This is a genomic window from Pseudodesulfovibrio nedwellii (genome assembly GCF_027923765.1).
Classification (GTDB): Bacteria; Desulfobacterota; Desulfovibrionia; order Desulfovibrionales; family Desulfovibrionaceae; genus Pseudodesulfovibrio; species Pseudodesulfovibrio nedwellii.
Genome location: NZ_AP026709.1, coordinates 2,612,857 through 2,630,363 on the forward strand (window position 1 = coordinate 2,612,857; position 17,507 = coordinate 2,630,363).

Genomic DNA, 17,507 nt, shown 5'->3' on the forward strand with positions numbered 1-17,507 from the left:
TTCAGGGAAAGGAGAGAATTATGAAGAGTATCTCACGATTGATCGATCATATCATCTCACGGGTGAATGTTAACCTGAAGCCCATTGGTCGGGACGTAGAAAATGCAGTTCGTCAGTCTATTCGGACTGATAAATTGACTAAGTACTACGCCTATTATGCCCTTTCCATTGATCATCCCTGGTACTTTCGTTTTCAGGAAAGTAATCTGGGGGGTACGTATTTTCTTGGAAAATGCGAAGTCGACCGTTCTGTTGTTCTTATGAGCGACATTCGCGGCGACGAACTCAAGCCCAAAGGGGCGGTCGCGTATTTTAACGGTATGGAAACTGAACTCTATCAGGATGAAATTATTCAGGTGGTCAACAGCTTCCTTATCAAGACGTTGGTACACAACCATTCACGAAACTCGGAGATTCCAGAATATTTTCGCATACTCAACACCGTGGCCATGCATTATTCCAACATTCATGGGACAACCACGGAGGGTGCCTATCTCGGGGCTTTTTCCACGGCAGACCTTTCCGTTTTGCATAACTGTGTTCTGGGCGATTTTGCGTATGTTCAGGCCGGAGATCTTTCTCGCAAGACAATCCGGTCTGGACGCGTCTGGATACGGAAACAGGGCGAATTCGAATTTGACTATGCGCATGATCCTTCAATTATTGACCGGTTTGTGACCTATGACGACGAAGGGCAATTGACCGGCCTTTTTTCGGATTTCCTAAAAGGACGCCGGAGCGATTTCCTGCCGATGTACGATTCTTTGGCTTTTGAAAGTCCCGTGCCTGTGCCGGACAATGCCTTTTTGAGTCGGTATGCCGTGGTCAAAGACGCGAGTTCTTTGGGTGATAATTCGTTGGTCGCACAGCGGGCATATCTCGAGAACGCGAAGCTCGGCCATGGGTCCAATGCTCAGGAAAATTGTTTTATCATTGATTCTCAGCTTGAAGGCTTGGATATCATCGCCCATGGCGGTAAACTTACCTATACAAAACTCGGGAATAAGGTCTTTGTTGGTTTTAATTCTTTCCTACACGGCGAGAAGTGGAGCGGGATTACCGTGGGAGCCGGGACCATTGTCATGCCACACACCATTATAGACGCCAAGGAGCCTATTACTATTCCCGAAAACTTTATTGTTTGGGGATATGTTCGGACTCAGGAGGACCTTGAAGTTCATTCAATGAGTTTGGAAGATTTTTCCCAACGGCGGGTTATCAGACTTGGGAATTTGAGTTTTAAGGGAGATGGTGGTGCCTTCATCGAAGGGTTCCGAGACCGCATTGAGCACATACTGCTGGAAAATGGCGCATATTATGATGGGGAAAGGAGCACTCGAGGACATGCGCAGAGAACGCAAAGTGTTTCCTACAATCTGTTTCAGCCGTATTTGGCAGGCGAAGAGGAGGCAATGTTTCCTGCTATCGTTGTAGGGAGCAGATAGGCCCTATTTGTTTGAATAAAAGATACAAGGCTTGCAACAGATCGTTGCAAGCCTTTTTTTGTAATTTTGAAGAGTGGGAACATGGCAGCATACGTTTTTTGCGTTGTGTGTTTGAAATGAGATGGGTTTTATGATTAATGTATAGTTAGCAGACAGTGACTAAATCGAGGTGCAAGCACCAATCGGGGATATACTTGAGGAGGAGTTCCATGCGTAAATTTTTGTTTTGTTTGTGTGTTTTTCTGGTCATGCCTGTGTGTGCGCAGGCTGCGTCGGACATTGTTGCCACGTATACGTATTCTGATGGGTCAATGATCACATTGGTGACTCGTGATGCCCATCATGTGCGGATGGATACGTCGCCAACTTCTTACATGCAGTTGTCGGGCGGGAAAGTGTATTCCGTGACCTGTGATGAGAGCGGAGCATGTAATGTCATGGACATGGGGCAAATGGCGGGCATGGCAAGTGGTTTTTCCTCCATGTTTGGTGGCGGTGATGAGGCTGCCGAAACAGAGTATGATGTTCGGTACGAGAAGACCGGCAGGACAGAAACCGTGGCTGGATACAAGGGTACGGTGTACGAGGCCAAAGTTTATGAGGACGGCAAGATCACCAGCCGGGAAGAGATGGTTTTGAGTAACCATTCGAACATCAAGAAGCTTTCCGAGGGATGGATTGCCATTGCCGAGGCTCTGACGCAGAGCATGGGTGATTCCTTTGATGATTCCATGGAAGAGGCCAAAAAGATGGGGTATGGTGGTCTGTTGCGGTCTGGCAATGACATGCGGTTGACGAGTTTGACCGTCAGGAGTCTTGATTCCGCATATTATAAGCTTCCAGCGAACTCTCAACAGGTGCAAATGCAGCAGCCTCCGGCTCAACAGCAGTCGAACAACGACATGGGGCTGGAAGATGACGCCAAGGATGTCGGTTACGATGCCAAGGAAGCCACCAAGGATGAGATCAAGTCCGGCCTTCGTGATGCCATCAGCGACATGTTCAATTAGATTTGATTTTTAGATACATTCTAAAGTCCTGTGGTGTCATGCCACAGGACTTTTTTGTGTTGTGATCATCCGTTGTCAGTGGACACAATCGGTTGACCTCTTTGATATTCACATTTATTCCAATTGTAGCTTGGATGCCCTGTCTAATTGGGGGCGTGAATATGGTGTCAGCCCGAAAGTAAATGGCATCTTCTACGTCAAGGAGTGGTATATTGCCTGATATCAAGGAACTCATTCGATTGGCAGCGGAGGCCCGCGATATGGCATATGCTCCGTATTCCAATCATCCAGTGGGCGTTGCTTTGGTAACGGACACAGGCGATATATACACCGGCTGTAATATTGAAAACGCGGCTTATCCGTTGGGCAATTGTGCGGAACAGTCTGCCATAAGCGCCATGGTGCTCGGTGGCGGCAGGGTGATTCGTGAGATCGTGGTCGTTGGACCAACTGAGGCCGTTTGTACTCCGTGCGGCGGTTGTCGTCAGCGCATCCGTGAATTTTCCACCCCGGACACCATCGTGTATTCCTGCAACAGCGAACGCGTGCTTTTGACCATGACTTTGGATGAATTGCTGCCCCATTCTTTCGGGCCGGAAAACCTCAACAAATTATGAAAATGAACGATACATTGAAAAACTTGGTGGCCGAGGCGCAACACATCGTGGCTAATGAAGAGTTTGCTTTACGGACCCTTGCCTCTATGGACCTGACGTCTTTGAGCGAAAACGATACTGATGACACGATCAAAGATCTATGCTCTCGCGCTATGTGCTCGGCAGGGCATGTCGCTGCAGTCTGCGTATATGACAGATTTGTCCCGCTTGCGCTCAAGGAATTGGAAGGTTCGTGTGTCCGCGTAGCAACGGTTTGCAACTTTCCTCATGGCGGAGCAGATGCGGCCAAGGCTGTTGCCGAGGCCCGCGAACAGGTCAATATGGGTGTGCATGAAGTGGATGTGGTCATGCCATACAAACGGTTCAAGTCCGGCGACGAAGACACCGCCAGTGCATTGATTGAACAGGTCCGTGTGGTTTGTGGTGAAGATGTCAAACTCAAGGTCATACTTGAAACAAGTCAGCTCCAGTCCTTACGCATTATTGAAGCCGCTAGTCGAGCCGCTATCGAGGCTGGTGCCGATTTCATCAAGACTTCCACCGGCAAGGTGCCGGGTGGGGCAACACTTGAAGTCGCTGCCGTCATGCTCTCTGTCATTAAGGAAATGCAGCCCAACACCAATCGAACCCTCGGTTTCAAGCCCTCAGGCGGCCTTAAAACCGTGTCAGACAGCGCTGGATTTCTTTACCTTGCCGATCAGATCATGGGGCAGGGCTGGGCCACTCCTCAAACCCTTCGTTTCGGAGCCAGTGGCATCCTCAATGATGTCCTTAAGGAACTCAACTTGAACAGTGTCCCTAACGAAAAACACGACTACTAAAAACTCGTCAACACAACGAATAAAAAAACAAACTCCCTCCCTCATCCAATCAGCGCGAATGCGCTCACAAAAAGTTGAGGAAAAGGATGGGATAGGCGCCTCCCCATGAAATTTATACCGCAGGAAATAATTCGCAAAAAACGGGACGGATATCCGCTCGACAAATCCGACATCGAATCCATGGTGCGCGGCATCACGGATGAATCCGTTTCCGAAGGTCAAGTGGCGGCATTTGCCATGGCCGTTTTTTTTCAAGGCATGTCCATGCAGGAACGTATCGATCTGACTGTCGCCATGAAGAATTCGGGCACGATCATCGATTGGCCGACTTTTGGTTTTAAATCCGGGGTGGTGGACAAGCATTCCACGGGCGGCGTGGGTGATAAGGTCAGTCTGATCCTCGGCCCATTGGCTGCGGCATGCGGTGCATTTGTTCCCATGATTTCCGGGCGCGGTCTTGGACACACTGGCGGTACACTCGATAAGTTTGACGCCATTCCGGGCTATGATACCACCCCTGACCTTGAAACTTTTGTCACTGTGACGCGAGAAGCAGGCTGTGCCATCATCGGCCAGACCTCGGACCTCGCCCCGGCAGACAGGCGGCTGTATTCCATTCGAGATGTCACGGCGACCGTGGAATCTATCGACCTCATCACGGCATCCATTCTGTCCAAGAAATTGGCAGCGGGATTGCAGGGATTGGTCATGGATGTGAAATATGGTTCCGGTGCGTTCATGGAAAAATATGAGGATGCCAGAAAACTGGCCGAATCCATCGCTCATGTTGCCACAGGTGCTGGCGTGCCGACAGTAGCCTTGCTCACGGATATGAATGAAGTGCTGGGTCATAGCGTTGGCAATGCACTGGAAATGCAGGAAGCTGTGGATTTTTTGACAGGCAAATATCGAGATTCGAGACTGATGCAGGTTGTGTTTGTCCTGACAGGTGAAATGTTGATTCTTGCCGGACTGGCAAGGGACATCGGCGAAGCCACCATAAAAATGAACGCGGCTCTTGATTCAGGCACGGCAGCCGATTGTTTTGGCACAATGGTAAAGGGGTTGGGTGGTCCTGTGGATTTCGTGCAAAAGGCTGCGGAGTATCTCGATGCGGCTCCTGTGGAAATGGCTGTGTACCCGGAAAGTGCCGGGTTCGTGACGGCTATGGACAATCGCGCTGTGGGCATGACTCTGGTGGCCATGAAGGGTGGGCGTATCCGTGCGGAGCAACCTATTGATTACGGTGTAGGCATGACGAATTTCGCACATATCGGTGATAAGATCGGACCTGATGTTCCGATTTGCAGAGTGTTCGCGCGAGATGAGGAACAGGCGAATATGGCGGCGGAGCGTATCCGTGAAGCCGTGCAGGTTGGCCTGGATCGTCCGGCAGATCGGCCTGTGGTATCAGAACGTATTGCAGGGGTTGCATAGATGGGACGTGCATTTATTCTCGTGCTGGACAGCCTTGGTATCGGCTGGGCACCGGACGCTGACCGCTTTGGTGATGCCGGCGCTGACACGCTTGGGCATATTGCTGAAAAATGCGCACGGGGCGAGGCTGATCAGGACGGCCTACGGTCCGGTCCGTTGAATCTGCCGTGCCTGAGCTCTCTCGGCCTTGGACTGGCTGCCCAACTGGTGACGGGGACAGTGCCTCCCGGTCTGACTTCGCCGGTTTTGCGTGGTCGGTTCGCGGCGGCAAATGAAGTGAGTTTGGGCAAAGACACCCCGAGCGGTCATTGGGAAATGGCTGGAGTGCCGGTTCGTTTTGAATGGGGCTATTTTCCGCCTGAATATCCAAGTTTCCCTGAAACGTTGATTGCTGAGATTGTTGAAAAAGGCAATCTGTCTGGTGTTTTGGGGAATTGTCACGCATCGGGGACGGAAATTGTCGCCCGATTCGGCGAAGAACATATCCAGTCAGGCAAACCCATTTGTTATACTTCGGCTGATTCGGTTTTTCAGATTGCGGCCCATGAAGAATATTTCGGGCTGGATCGATTGTTCGCGCTCTGTGAACTCGTGCGAGAATTATTGGAAGGCTATAATATAGGGCGAGTCATTGCCCGTCCTTTTATAGGGGAACCGGGAGCGTTTACACGAACGGCTAACCGTCGGGATTATTCTTTGCCACCACCGTCTCAGACTTTGCTTGATAAGCTCAAGGCCGCGGGTCGTGAGGTCGTTTCCGTGGGTAAAATTGCCGATATTTTTGCGCACCGAGGCCTGACGAAAAAAGTCAAGGCACCGGATTCTGACGGGCTGTTTGATCTGCTGGAAGATGAAGTCGAGAATGCGCCGGATGGTTCGCTTACCTTTGTGAATTTCGTGGAGTTCGATTCTGAATGGGGACATCGCCGGAATGTAACCGGATATGCCGCCGCATTGGAACGAATCGATAAACGAGTGTTTGGGTTGATCGGGCATCTTCGTTCTGGTGATTTGGCGATTATTACCGCAGACCATGGTTGTGATCCTACTTGGCAGGGAAGTGATCATACCCGTGAGTGCGTGCCTGTGATCTTGTTTGGCCCGGACGTACTGCCGGGAGCCGATGGCATGCGTGAGACCTTTGCGGACGTGGGGCAGACTGTTGCCATGCACCTTGGCATTGATCCGTTGGACGAGGGCACTCCCATTCTCTTGAGTTAGGAGAAGTCCGTTTCTGTCAAAAAAAACGACCCCACCCGAATGGGCGGAGCCGTTTGAATGGATGATGCTATTAATTTTTATTCTACTGCGAATCCGCCGACAGTCTGAGGAGACTCCTGCGATTCTGCAGTCTTCTTGGAGGCCGATTTTTTTGGTTTGCCTGTGGGGTTGACCGATGTTTTCTTGATAATTTCAGTTGCCGCCGCGACCATGCCGCCCATGTTGGCAAGGTCTGTTGGAATAATCATGGTGTTGTTTTCTTTGGCGAGGTTGCCGAATTCATCGATATACTGTTCGGCCACCTTGAGATTCATGGCCTCGGTACCGCCGGGCAAGTTGATGACTTCGGCAACCTTTTGCAGGCCTTGAGCCGTGGCATCGGCAACGAGCAGAATTTCTTGAGCGCGACCTTGGGCTTCGTTGATACGTTTCTGCTTTTCACCTTCGGAAACCTGCACCGCTTCTTGCCTCAAACCTTCACTTCGGTTGATACGAGACTGACGATCACCTTCGGAAATGGCGATTTCAGCACGTTTTTCACGCTCGGCTCTCATCTGCTGTTCCATGGCGGTCATAACTGTGCTGGGAGGCGTGATATCTTTGATTTCATAACGCATGACCTTGATGCCCCATTCCTGCGCGGCTTCGTCTACGGCCAGCACGACTGAGGAGTTGATGGTCTCACGTTCTTCGAAAGTCTTGTCCAGATCGATTTTACCGATGGCGGATCTCAGCGATGTCTGGGCCAGTTGTGAGGCGGCGATGTAATAATTTTCAATGCCATAGCAAGACATCTTGGCATCAATGACTCGGATGTAGAGTACGCCGTCAATGGTCACGGATACGTTGTCACGGGTGATGCAGCTTTGGGCCGGGATGTCCATGACTTCTTCTTTGAGACTGCGTTTGTAGGCGATCTTGTCGATGAACGGGATCAGAATATGCAGGCCCGCGCTGAGGCTTTTTGAGTATTTACCGAGTCGTTCGACAACAAAGTGGCTTTTTTGCGGCACCACCACAGCTGTTTTGATGATCAGGGTGATCAGAATGAGTACAAAAACAACGGCTGTGATCAAGGAAGTCAGAGTTGCGGGATCCATATTATTTCTCCATTTCTACGATAAAGGCATTGGGGTCTTTTTCGTCACGATGACTGATGCGAACCATTACACCGACGTCTACAGGATCGTCGCACCGGGCCGACCAGAAGGAACCCAGATATTTGACGCGTCCTGCCTGTGGTGGATGAATTGCCTCCACAACTTCACACCGTGCACCGATTGCTGTGTCTGCGTCTTCTTCGTCCGAGGAGGAGCCCCCGGCAAAGGTGTCGGCCATGGTTTTGCGAAGCAGGAGGAGCAGAGCCAGGGATGATGCCCCGAACACGATGATCTGCATTTGTAGTGAAAAGCCAAAAAAAGCTGTGACCCCGGCAATGATTGCGCCCACGCCGAAGAAAATGACGATGAAGGCGGGCATCACGAATTCTGCCACGAGGAAGGCCACGCCTACACCGAGCCAGATGAGCCAGAGTATGTTTTCCATTGAGTTGAAATATTCCATTGGGCCTCCTGATTAGAGAAAAGTAATACCGTTCCCATGTGGTTTTGTCGATACCAATGCCATTCTTGTTGTATGGAGGCTGTGCATCCTGTTTCTCTTGCTTGCCTATCGGTTCAGGCTGGTATACCGTGCCTTCGCTTCAGTGATACTGAAGACATAAACACATCAGAATAATATGAAAATCCGAATATCTCTTATAGGTCTCTTTTTCCTTCTTGCTGTACTGCCTTCCAAGGCCAGCGAGCCGGACTACATGGCGCTTATGGCCCATGATTCCGAGATCAAGGCCATTGCCACGGTTTCTAAGGTTCGACAGATGCGTGGCAATCGTGATGGTACGTTTACCCGTGTTTCTTTCAAGCGAGTATATGCAGTCACGCCCTATACCCCCAAAGTATTTATCGGTGCGTGCAAAATCTTGAATTACGCATGGCAGAAAAGGTCCAAGGACATCATTTACATCAAGCCTAAAGTTGGCCAGAAAGTGTATGTGACCGTGTCTTCCAATGGCGGAGCTATCACCAGCTTTACCCGGCTGACACCGGAACTGGATTACGCGGTTCGCAAGGAACCGTTTCGGGTGGAGTATACCCACGGCAAGGCAGTTATCTTGCCCCCCATCGAATAACGGCGTCTGTTTCCATGACGAAACCGGGCGAAATTTTATATCACCCTCTTGACTTTGGATAACGGTTGGCTATATTACCAAATGAGCGACGAGGAGAAAGCATTCATGAAACAGGACATAGTCACACAGCAGCAGTTTGAAGAGCGAGCCAACGTGGTCAAGGCCATGGCGCATCCCTCTCGGCTGATGATGATCGACGAACTCTCCCGGGGCGAGCGGTGCGTGTGCGACCTGCGTGACTTGGTGGGCGCGGATATTTCCACGGTGTCCAAGCATCTCACAGTGCTTAAGAAAGTGGGGATTGTGGAAGATGAAAAACGTGGCAAGAATGTCTATTATCGTCTGAAAGTACCGTGTGTGCTTAATTTCTTTCAGTGCATTGAGTCTGTGCTGGCTGCAAGCAAGTAATATTTTTTTGTTCAAACAGTTGGCGAAAACGCCAAGTGAGGGAAGTATGTCTTCATCCAACGATACACATTGCGAGTGTCAGTCCAGCCCCGGCAAAGGCGGCTCAGGGCACGGGTTTGCGAAATATCTTTTGATCAGTGGTTTGGCCCTGATGGTTTGGTATGGTGTCTATAGTCAACTTCTTCCATTTTCCGATTGGTTTGCTTATTCCCTGCTTGGGTTGGATATGGGCAGTCATTTTGGTGCAGCTATCCAGTTTTTTGTCTACGACACCCCCAAAGTATTGATGCTGCTCATATTGGTGGTTTTTCTTGTGGGCATCTTGCGTTCGTTTGTGACCGTGAACTGGACGCGGAGTTTTTTGGCCGGAAAACGTGAATCCGTAGGTAATGTCATGGCCGCGCTGCTTGGCGTAGTCACACCGTTTTGTTCCTGTTCCGCAGTCCCATTGTTTATAGGTTTCATGACCGCAGGCATTCCGCTTGGAGTGACCTTTTCCTTTCTTATTGCCGCTCCCATGGTCAATGAAATTGCATTGGTCTTGCTTTACGGCCTGCTTGGTTGGAAGATTGCGGCTTTGTATTTTGTCACGGGCATAACCATTGCCGTGGTGGCTGGATGGGTGCTCGGACGCATGAACCTTGAGGGGCATGTGGAGGATTGGGTCAAGGAAATCCGTGCTGGCGAAGCTGCCATGGATGAGAAGATGACGTGGACCGGGCGTTTTGATTACGCCTTGGATTCGGTCAAGGATATCACGGGGCGGGTCTGGAAATTTGTGGTGCTCGGAATCGCTGTTGGTGCAGCCATTCATGGCTACGTCCCCGAAGGTCAGCTTGCCGGTATTATGGGTGATGAGGCGTGGTGGTCCGTACCGCTTTCCGTGATCATGGGCATCCCCATGTACACGAATGCTGCTGGAGTCATTCCCGTGGTCGAAGCTCTGCTCGGCAAGGGGGCTGCCCTTGGTACGGTCCTCGCATTTATGATGTCTGTCATCGCTTTGTCTTTCCCGGAAATGGTCATCCTTCGCAAGGTGCTTAAGCCCCGTCTTATCGCGATATTCATCGCGGTTGTCGGTTGCGGCATTCTTGTAGTGGGCTATCTTTTCAACGCAATTATTTAATCAATTATACAGGAGTTAGTTATGAAAATTCTCGTTATGGGCCCCGGCTGCGCCAAGTGTGAACAGGCCGAAAAAACCGTGCGTGAAGCTGTTGCTGAAGCAGGCATCGACGCTGAAATCGAAAAGGTCAAAGATTTTCAGGAAATAGCTAAATACGGTATTTTTTCCACGCCTGCCGTAGTTATCGACGGCGAAGTGAAAGTGGTCGGAAAAGCCCCGAGTAAAAAAGACGTCCTGAGCTGGCTGTAAACCATGCAAGATGGGGCGCGGGTTTTTTTGAAAATAACGATGAGATCGTGGAAGTGGTTTCCAGAACAACGCAGGGAGAATTGATGATTACAAGGAATATGACCGTGTTTTTGCTTGTTTTGATTCTTGTGGGTATGCCGCTGACGGCACATTCGCAAGGGGAGGTCAAAGCAAAATTCCTTACAGTTTCTCCTGCTGATTTGATCTCTGGAGCTCCACAGAATGTTCCAATCCTCGGCATGATTACCATGGTGGATATAGGTGCTCACTCCTGTATTCCGTGCAAGATGATGACCCCTGTTATTGAAGAATTGTCCAAAGAATACGAAGGCCGTGCAGCCATTGTGTTCATTGATGTGTGGGAGCATAGAGCCGAAGCCAAGAAATATGGTATCAAATCTATCCCAACGCAGATATTTTATGATGCCGAAGGCAAGGAGCAGTTTCGGCATGTTGGATTTTTTGACAAGGAGAGCATTGTCACCAAGTTGGCTGAACTGGGTGCGAAGTAGGCTGGCCTGTGGATCAATTCTTTCTGATTATCAATCAATGGATGGTGAGTGGTACAGCCCTCGCCGCCGTGGGCTGTTTTCTTTGGGGCATGGTGAGCGTTCTTTTTTCTCCCTGTCACTTGGCGTCCATCCCGCTTATTGTGGGATATGTCGGTGGGCAGAGTGAGATTATCGAAGGCAGAAAGGCCGCTGGATATGCGGTTCTGTTTACGTTTGGCCTATTTATCACCATAGCTTTGATCGGTATCGTTTGCGCCATGCTTGGCCGGATGATGGGTGACATCGGTTCGGGGTGGTCAATTCTTGTCGGCCTGATATTGATTTGGGTGGGGTTGGATATGGTGGGTATTGCCAAGTGCTCTATTCCCGGCAGCCTGATGGGGCGATTGAAGCTTAAGGGTTTTGTCGGAGCTTTTACCCTTGGTCTGGCTTATGGAGTTCTTTCCGGGTCTTGCACCTTTGGTTTTATCGCACCTATTCTTGCCATCATTACGGTGCAAGAGCAGGTCGCCACCGGCATACTGCTTATCCTGCTCTTTGGCCTTGGACATTGTATTCCCATTGTTGTTGCCGGAAGTTCGACGTCGCTTGTGCGTAAACTTTTGGAGAGCAACCGTTGGCAACGTGGCGGAACGTTGTTTCGACGTCTTGCTGGAATCCTTATCTGTGTGCTTGGAGGCTATTTCATAGCCCTGCCTTTCGTATAGCCCACAGGATGCAAAACAATAAAGCCCCTCAGTATTCTATTGAATGCAGAGGGGCTTTATTGTTTTGTTTTCTCCCCAACTTTTCGTGAAGCGACCCAAAAAGTTTAGGGAAAAGAGGGAATGGGGGGGGCTGGGGGAATCTCTATTTACTCACCCACAAAGCTGTGTCGGTGAGTTGGCGCAGGAGATTGATGGACACAGAGGTGGGAAACATATTTTCCTTCTTGTTCCGTTTGGTGGTGCCACGTCGTCCAACACCCACCGCGGCGTAGGAGGAGATTGTAGCTTCCTGAATGATCGCTTTGACCACGTTCTTGGCCACGACAGACCGGAATTTTATGCGATCTTCGGTGACGCCATTCCCCTTCATGATCTTGACGGCTTTACTGAAATATTGTTCTGCAATGGTGGTTTCGTAATCCCACTTTGCCGCATGGAACAACGTAAAGGAGTGTCTTTTTTCATCGGCCAGAATGTATGAGGCGTGGTCCGCCATACGCAGGCTGGCATTTGAGCCGTCAAGACACAACAAAATGTTTTGATGCGGGACGCCGGTTGGCCGCTTGCAGACCCAGATGGGAAAATCGATGTCCTGCCAGATAAGCTCGTGACAGACCGAGTTTTCGAATACCTCTTCGAACCATGTGAACCCCTTTCGGCCAAGCAGCATGGCATCATAGAGACCGCTCCTGCACTCGTCGATAAGTTCGCGGACTGTGCCTGTTTTGGATTGAACCACCTTAGTGTTCACATTATCACCGGGACAACCGGTCATGTTTTTGAGCCAACGCAGTGCTTCATCAAGGGCTTTTTCTCCCTTGTCTTTTTTGTGAGCCATGAGTTCGATGAGATCATCTCCCATAGGGGCGAGTGTATCCTCGTGCATGCTCCATGAGGCGAGTTTTGGGGCGACGTAGAAGAGGGTCAACCTGATGTCGCAGATATCGTCGAACAATTCTTTGAGAAAACGCAGGTTGAAAGAGGCGGCGCGATCATCACCGATGGCGAGCAGAAGTTCCTTTTGCATATGACTGGCTCCGTTGTGAGCGGTTGAGCATGAAAATTGGTTTCCGTTGTCAGGATGATACTTCAACCCGCAGGGAAAACACAAGGCCGGGCTACTTGTTCTTTGCAACCGCGACTGGTACATCCTTGCAGATAATGACGTACAATGCCCATAAGCGAATCGGGACATTTTTCGGAATGGTCCTGGCTGCTTTTATATTTACTGGAATTGCTTCTGCCCAGAGTCTGAGCCTTATGGCCCCGTCGCTCGCCAATGTGAATGGCAGGCTGACCGCCCGGTTTGGTGTGACGGTGGAAGAGAAGCCGGTCCTCAAAGGCGAGTTGGAAGATGGCGCTGTTTTGGTGCTCAAATGCTCGGTGAACCTTTTTGAAGAAAATAATTATTGGCTCGATAGTGAACTTGCTTCAGTCCTTTTTAAGAGTGTCATTGAGTTTGATGCCTTGAAACGTGAGTTTGTCATGTCGTTGCCGGATCGAGAAACACCACTACGAAACAAGGATCTCGGTCAATTGCTCGAAGATGGTTGGGGTGTTATTGAAGCAAGCCTTGGATCGTGGGCCTTACTTGATCGTGGGACTAAATACAGTCTGCGGTTGCATACTTCCATGACGGAAGAAGACGCGCCCGAAGGCGTCATGCGATATGTGTATTTCTGGTCCTGGGATGCCGGAGCAGATAATTCTTTTCAGCTTGATTTTACCTACTAGGAAAGGCCAAGCCAAATGACTCCCGACCCTATCCGCATAAGTTCCTCGACACGCCGGGAAAAAAAGCGGCGTAAACGGGAATATATATTGGCCGTGGTTTTTCTGGTGCTCATAGTCAGTTTGACTTGGGCTGAATTGAAGTACCTGAGCGGCGATTATTATCTTATTCTGAATCTGCTTATTTTGAACGTGGTCCTGTTGCTGGCCATGTTGTTTTATGTAGCGAGAAACGCGGTCCGACTCATTTTGGATCGCCGTCGCAAGGTACTTGGGTCCAAGCTCAGGACTCGTCTGGTTCTGGCATTCATTTCCCTCTCTCTTATCCCCACAGTGCTTATCTATCTGGTTTCAGTGAAGTTTGTGCAGACTTCGGTGGACTATTGGTTCAAGGGACAGGTGGAAGAGTCAATGGAGCAGGCCCTTGAACTGGGGCGTGCTTTTTATGGGTCGGCACAGGATCGTCTTGAGCGACGTGGATCGGTCATGATCGGCGAGATCATTACGTCCAAGTATGCGTGGGGCGGCAAGGCCATGGACCGGTATCTTGAAAAGAAATTTGGTGAGTACGATCTTAGTCTTGTCGGCGTTATTAACCCCGAAGGCAATGAACAGAACACGCATGCCGCGTCCCAGTGGCGTGAAGCGTGGCCAGAGATCAAGGCAAAGATTGACTGGCAATCCCTCAAGGCTGACCCGCGTTCATGGACAACCATTATTCCTAAACCCGGCAGTGACCTCGTGCTCGGGGTCACGCCTGTTGACGAGGGGCGGTCAGGATATTTGGTGATCGGTGAGACCGTGGGGCAGGGATTGTTGCATCGACTCGACCAGATTGTGCGTGGTCTTGATGAATACAAAAAGCTCAAGACCCGCAAATATCCGTGGAAGATGAATCTTTACCTGACGCTTGGCGTCATGGCCTTACTCATTATTCTTGGGGCGATCTGGTTCGGTTTCCGTTTAGCCAAAGAACTGTCCGCACCGGTTCAGGCGCTGGCCGCAGGTACGGAACGTATTGGTCGAGGTGATCTGTCCGTGCGTCTTGAGGATCGATCTGATGATGAGCTCGGTTTTTTGGTCCAGTCATTCAACCGTATGGCCGAAGATCTGGAACAGAGTCAGGAATCAGTGCAGCAGGCCAATGTCCGACTGGCCCAGCAGAATCAGGAATTGGAACGACGTGGTCAATATATTGAGGCCGTTCTTAATAATATCACTTCTGGTGTTATTTCAATGGATTCTGAAGGGCGTATCGGTACGGTTAATACGGCAGCCGAGAGTATTCTTGGTATTCCCGGTTCGGTTCTTATCGGGAGAAAACCGCATCACTTATTGTCAGGTGATTTTGCCCAGATGATGTCGGATGCGTTGGAACAACTTTCGTCAAAGTCGGATGGCGTGTGGCAACGTCAACTGGATCTGCCTGTGCGTGGCAAGACTATTAAGGTATTGGTCAACGTGGTCTCGCTGAAGAATATGGGGGGGCGCGATGCCGGTCATGTGGCCGTGTTTGAGGACATTACCGAGCTGGAAAAGATCCAACGGCTGGCTGCGTGGCGAGAAGTGGCCCGACGTATCGCCCACGAGATCAAGAATCCGCTCACACCCATCAAGCTCTCTGCCCAACGGCTACAGCGCAAATACGGCGAGAAGGTTGGGGAGCCGACTTTTGATCAATGCACTGGCCTCATCGTGAATCAGGTGGAGCGGTTGCAGAATATGGTCACTGAGTTTTCCGCCTATGCCAAGTTGCCGGAAGTACAACCTGAATCAGATTTTATGGCTCCGCTCTTGGAAGAAGTCACGGCCATGTTTGAGAACACGCATCGAGAGATTAGCTGGAGTCTTACCTTTGAATCACCGATCAATGAGTTCCCTTTTGATCGTGAAGCCATCCGTAAAGTCCTTATCAATTTGCTGACCAATGCGGCTGAAGCCCTGAAAGGGGTGTATGATGCGCAGGTTTCCATTACAGCGACGCATGATGTGGAGAATGGAAAGGTCGTGGTGTTTGTAGCCGACAATGGTCCTGGTTTGCCCAAAGATTCTTCGCGTTTGTTCGAACCGTATTACACCGAGAAAAAGAGCGGCACGGGTCTTGGCTTGACCATTGTTCGGTCTATTGTTTCAGATCACGGGGGACTGGTTCGCGCTGTGCCCAATGATCCGGCGGGTACTATCTTTGTTTTGGAATTGCCTGACGCATAAAGTTCTTTTTTTCGATTTGTTTCCCACTTTGTCCTGTTCGGGACGTTCTTATATTATTTGTCAATAACATGTATTATTGTTTGGAATTATACTGTGTCCCGTGTTATTTTTAGGGTATGCCTACAGTAGGTGGGTAGAAGGGAAACACGAAGGGTATTCAATTGCGTGCAATAATCGCCGGAGGAACCGGCTTTATAGGTAAGTCTTTGGTAGAGGAACTGAAGGCCCATGATTGGGAAATCGTGGTCCTTTCTCGACGTCCAAAAAAAGTGGCTGAAGCTTTTGAAACGGGTGTCATTGGCATGGACTGGGAAAACGGCGACTGGCCGGACATGATTGGCCCGGATACGGCTATTGTCAATTTGGCCGGAGCAAATATTGCCGCAGGTCGTTGGACTGGTTCACGTAAACAACACATACTTAAGAGTCGCGTCAACGCAGGCAAGCGTCTGGTTGAGGCCGTGAAGAAAAGCGGGTCTCTGCCCGCTGTTATGATACAGGCTTCCGCTGTCGGGTACTATGGCCCGTGTGGAAGTGCGCTGGTCGATGAATACGCACCATTCGGCACCGGCTTTTTGGCTGACGTGACTCGTCAGTGGGAGGCCTCTACCGCAGAGTTGGAAAGCATGGGTGTGCGGCGATGCCTTATCCGTACCGCTATGGTGCTCGGGAACGGTGGGGCGCTTGAGCGGATGATGACTCCATTCCGCTTGTATCTGGGTCCCGTTGGGTCGGGCCTCCAAGGTATGTCCTGGATTCATATGAGAGATGAAGTCGGTGCCATCCGATTCCTTATGGAAAACAGGGCCACAAGCGGGCCGTATAATTTGACTTCGCCCGAGCCGGTTAATTCCCGTGTTTTTGCCAAGACACTAGGAAAAGTTATGGGACGACCTTCTGCTTTTCCTGTTCCAGGCATTGCCTTGCGGCTTCTGTTCGGAGAAATGGCTGATGAAGTGCTTTTGTCGGGACAGATGGCTCAACCCGAACGGCTGCTTAAGGCCGGTTATTCTTTCCGTTTTCCGGCGTTATATGATGCTCTGAGTGATGTACTTGGCTAGATCGTTTGAAAAGTTATTGAAAATGAACGCCCCTGCCGGACCATCCGGCAGGGGCGTTTTTTGCAACAGGAGTTACGAGAGTGTGAGATCGTAACTAGTCGTTGAGAGCTTCGTATACTTTACCAACCAGCTTTTCGCTGGGGGTTAGTGTCTTTTCGCCCGGTGTCCACCTCGCGGGGCAGGCTTCGGTGGGGTGATCCTTGAGATAGGTGTTTGCTTCCATCTTGCGGACCAGTTCATCGGCATTACGGCCAACGTTGTAGTAGTTCACTTCCGCGGAAACTAGCATCCCTTCAGGGTTGATGACAAAGGTCCCGCGCAGAGCCAAGCCGGTATCAAAGTCCCAGACATCGAAGAAGCGGGACACTTCGCCAGTGGGGTCGGCGGCCATTTTGAATTTTACATCAGCCAACAGGCGTTCATCGGTCTTCCAGGCCAGATGGGTGAACTTGGTGTCCGTGGATACGGAGATCACTTCAGCACCGAGTTTTTTCAATTTTTCGTGCTTGGCGGCCAGATCAGCCAGTTCCGTGGGGCAGACAAAAGTGAAGTCAGCCGGGTAGAAAAAGAGGATGGCCCATTTGCCCTCTTTGCGCAATGCCCCGAGGTCCACTTCGCAGAATCCGCCTTCAGTGGGGTCAAAGGACTCCATGACGAATTCCGGGACGGGTTGTCCAACTTTGGCAAAATCGGGCATTGTTTCTTCGTGATTATGTTCAGTACTCATATTATTATCCTTGTTATTGAATGTGTTAAATTA

At 50.3% G+C, this 17,507-nt stretch carries 19 protein-coding genes; 15 read left to right on the plus strand and 4 right to left on the minus strand.

The annotated features are described in order from the left end of the window. Window positions 1-20 precede the first annotated feature (20 nt). From SYK_RS12240 to SYK_RS12265, 6 genes are all read left to right on the plus strand, one after another. Entirely contained in the window at window positions 21-1,445 is a 1,425-nt protein-coding gene (locus SYK_RS12240; RefSeq protein WP_281760552.1) for an LbetaH domain-containing protein, read from the plus strand. Between the two features lie 209 nt (window positions 1,446-1,654). Continuing rightward, complete coding sequence (locus SYK_RS12245) at window positions 1,655-2,455, plus strand: hypothetical protein (RefSeq protein WP_281760553.1); 801 nt, start codon at window positions 1,655-1,657, stop codon at window positions 2,453-2,455. 212 nt (window positions 2,456-2,667) lie between these two features. Continuing rightward, window positions 2,668-3,072 (plus strand): cytidine deaminase, encoded by a 405-nt coding sequence (locus SYK_RS12250; protein ID WP_281760554.1) that lies wholly within the window; start codon window positions 2,668-2,670, stop codon window positions 3,070-3,072. Next, window positions 3,069-3,893 carry a deoxyribose-phosphate aldolase gene (deoC, locus tag SYK_RS12255; RefSeq protein WP_281760555.1) on the plus strand — a complete coding sequence of 275 codons (825 nt, stop codon included), beginning with the start codon at window positions 3,069-3,071 and terminating at the stop codon, window positions 3,891-3,893. The genes SYK_RS12250 and deoC overlap by 4 nt, the downstream gene beginning before the upstream one ends. 105 nt (window positions 3,894-3,998) lie before the next feature. After that, window positions 3,999-5,330 carry a thymidine phosphorylase gene (gene deoA / locus SYK_RS12260; RefSeq protein WP_281760556.1) on the plus strand — a complete coding sequence of 444 codons (1,332 nt, stop codon included), beginning with the start codon at window positions 3,999-4,001 and terminating at the stop codon, window positions 5,328-5,330. Continuing rightward, window positions 5,331-6,551 carry a phosphopentomutase gene (locus SYK_RS12265; protein WP_281760557.1) on the plus strand — a complete coding sequence of 407 codons (1,221 nt, stop codon included), beginning with the start codon at window positions 5,331-5,333 and terminating at the stop codon, window positions 6,549-6,551. A gap of 77 nt (window positions 6,552-6,628) precedes the next feature. On the opposite strand, the gene SYK_RS12270 is transcribed toward SYK_RS12265, so the two are convergent. Together SYK_RS12270 and SYK_RS12275 are read right to left on the minus strand one after the other, a co-directional pair. Beyond that, on the minus strand, window positions 6,629-7,651 hold the full coding sequence (locus SYK_RS12270) for an SPFH domain-containing protein (RefSeq protein WP_281760558.1): 1,023 nt from the start codon (window positions 7,649-7,651) through the stop codon (window positions 6,629-6,631). 1 nt (window position 7,652) lies between these two features. Further along, on the minus strand, window positions 7,653-8,114 hold the full coding sequence (locus tag SYK_RS12275) for an NfeD family protein (protein WP_281760559.1): 462 nt from the start codon (window positions 8,112-8,114) through the stop codon (window positions 7,653-7,655). 175 nt (window positions 8,115-8,289) lie between these two features. Here SYK_RS12275 and SYK_RS12280 point away from each other — a divergent pair, with 175 nt between their 5' ends. The 6 genes from SYK_RS12280 to SYK_RS12305 all read left to right on the plus strand — a co-directional run bounded on the left by SYK_RS12280 (window position 8,290) and on the right by SYK_RS12305 (window position 11,744). Further along, on the plus strand, window positions 8,290-8,742 hold the full coding sequence (locus tag SYK_RS12280; protein WP_281760560.1) for a hypothetical protein: 453 nt from the start codon (window positions 8,290-8,292) through the stop codon (window positions 8,740-8,742). 105 nt (window positions 8,743-8,847) lie between these two features. Then, a complete protein-coding gene (locus SYK_RS12285) occupies window positions 8,848-9,150 on the plus strand; it encodes an ArsR/SmtB family transcription factor (protein WP_281760561.1) in 303 nt (100 codons plus the stop codon). A gap of 46 nt (window positions 9,151-9,196) precedes the next feature. Continuing rightward, a complete protein-coding gene (locus SYK_RS12290; protein WP_281760562.1) occupies window positions 9,197-10,276 on the plus strand; it encodes a permease in 1,080 nt (359 codons plus the stop codon). A gap of 21 nt (window positions 10,277-10,297) precedes the next feature. Further along, complete coding sequence (locus tag SYK_RS12295; RefSeq protein ID WP_281760563.1) at window positions 10,298-10,525, plus strand: thioredoxin family protein; 228 nt, start codon at window positions 10,298-10,300, stop codon at window positions 10,523-10,525. A gap of 83 nt (window positions 10,526-10,608) precedes the next feature. After that, complete coding sequence (locus tag SYK_RS12300) at window positions 10,609-11,037, plus strand: thioredoxin family protein (RefSeq protein WP_281760564.1); 429 nt, start codon at window positions 10,609-10,611, stop codon at window positions 11,035-11,037. A gap of 8 nt (window positions 11,038-11,045) precedes the next feature. Beyond that, complete coding sequence (locus SYK_RS12305; RefSeq protein WP_281760565.1) at window positions 11,046-11,744, plus strand: cytochrome c biogenesis CcdA family protein; 699 nt, start codon at window positions 11,046-11,048, stop codon at window positions 11,742-11,744. Window positions 11,745-11,886: 142 nt separating this feature from the next. Here the strand turns inward: SYK_RS12305 and SYK_RS12310 are convergent, their stop codons facing one another. Beyond that, the gene (locus SYK_RS12310) at window positions 11,887-12,771 is read right to left on the minus strand and encodes a universal stress protein (RefSeq protein WP_281760566.1); all 885 of its coding nucleotides are present in this window, start codon (window positions 12,769-12,771) and stop codon (window positions 11,887-11,889) included. A gap of 29 nt (window positions 12,772-12,800) precedes the next feature. Here SYK_RS12310 and SYK_RS12315 point away from each other — a divergent pair, with 29 nt between their 5' ends. The 3 genes from SYK_RS12315 (at window position 12,801) to SYK_RS12325 (ending at window position 16,747) form a co-directional block, all read left to right on the plus strand. Further along, the gene (locus tag SYK_RS12315) at window positions 12,801-13,478 is read left to right on the plus strand and encodes a DUF4390 domain-containing protein (RefSeq protein ID WP_281760567.1); all 678 of its coding nucleotides are present in this window, start codon (window positions 12,801-12,803) and stop codon (window positions 13,476-13,478) included. 15 nt (window positions 13,479-13,493) lie between these two features. Then, a complete protein-coding gene (locus SYK_RS12320) occupies window positions 13,494-15,686 on the plus strand; it encodes a sensor histidine kinase (RefSeq protein ID WP_281760568.1) in 2,193 nt (730 codons plus the stop codon). A gap of 161 nt (window positions 15,687-15,847) precedes the next feature. Then, window positions 15,848-16,747, plus strand: a complete 900-nt coding sequence (locus SYK_RS12325; RefSeq protein ID WP_281760569.1) for a TIGR01777 family oxidoreductase — start codon at window positions 15,848-15,850, stop codon at window positions 16,745-16,747. A 94-nt stretch (window positions 16,748-16,841) separates the two neighbouring features. Here the strand turns inward: SYK_RS12325 and SYK_RS12330 are convergent, their stop codons facing one another. Beyond that, window positions 16,842-17,474, minus strand: coding sequence for a peroxiredoxin (locus SYK_RS12330; RefSeq protein WP_281760570.1), 633 nt, complete (start codon window positions 17,472-17,474; stop codon window positions 16,842-16,844). Window positions 17,475-17,507: the final 33 nt, after the last annotated feature.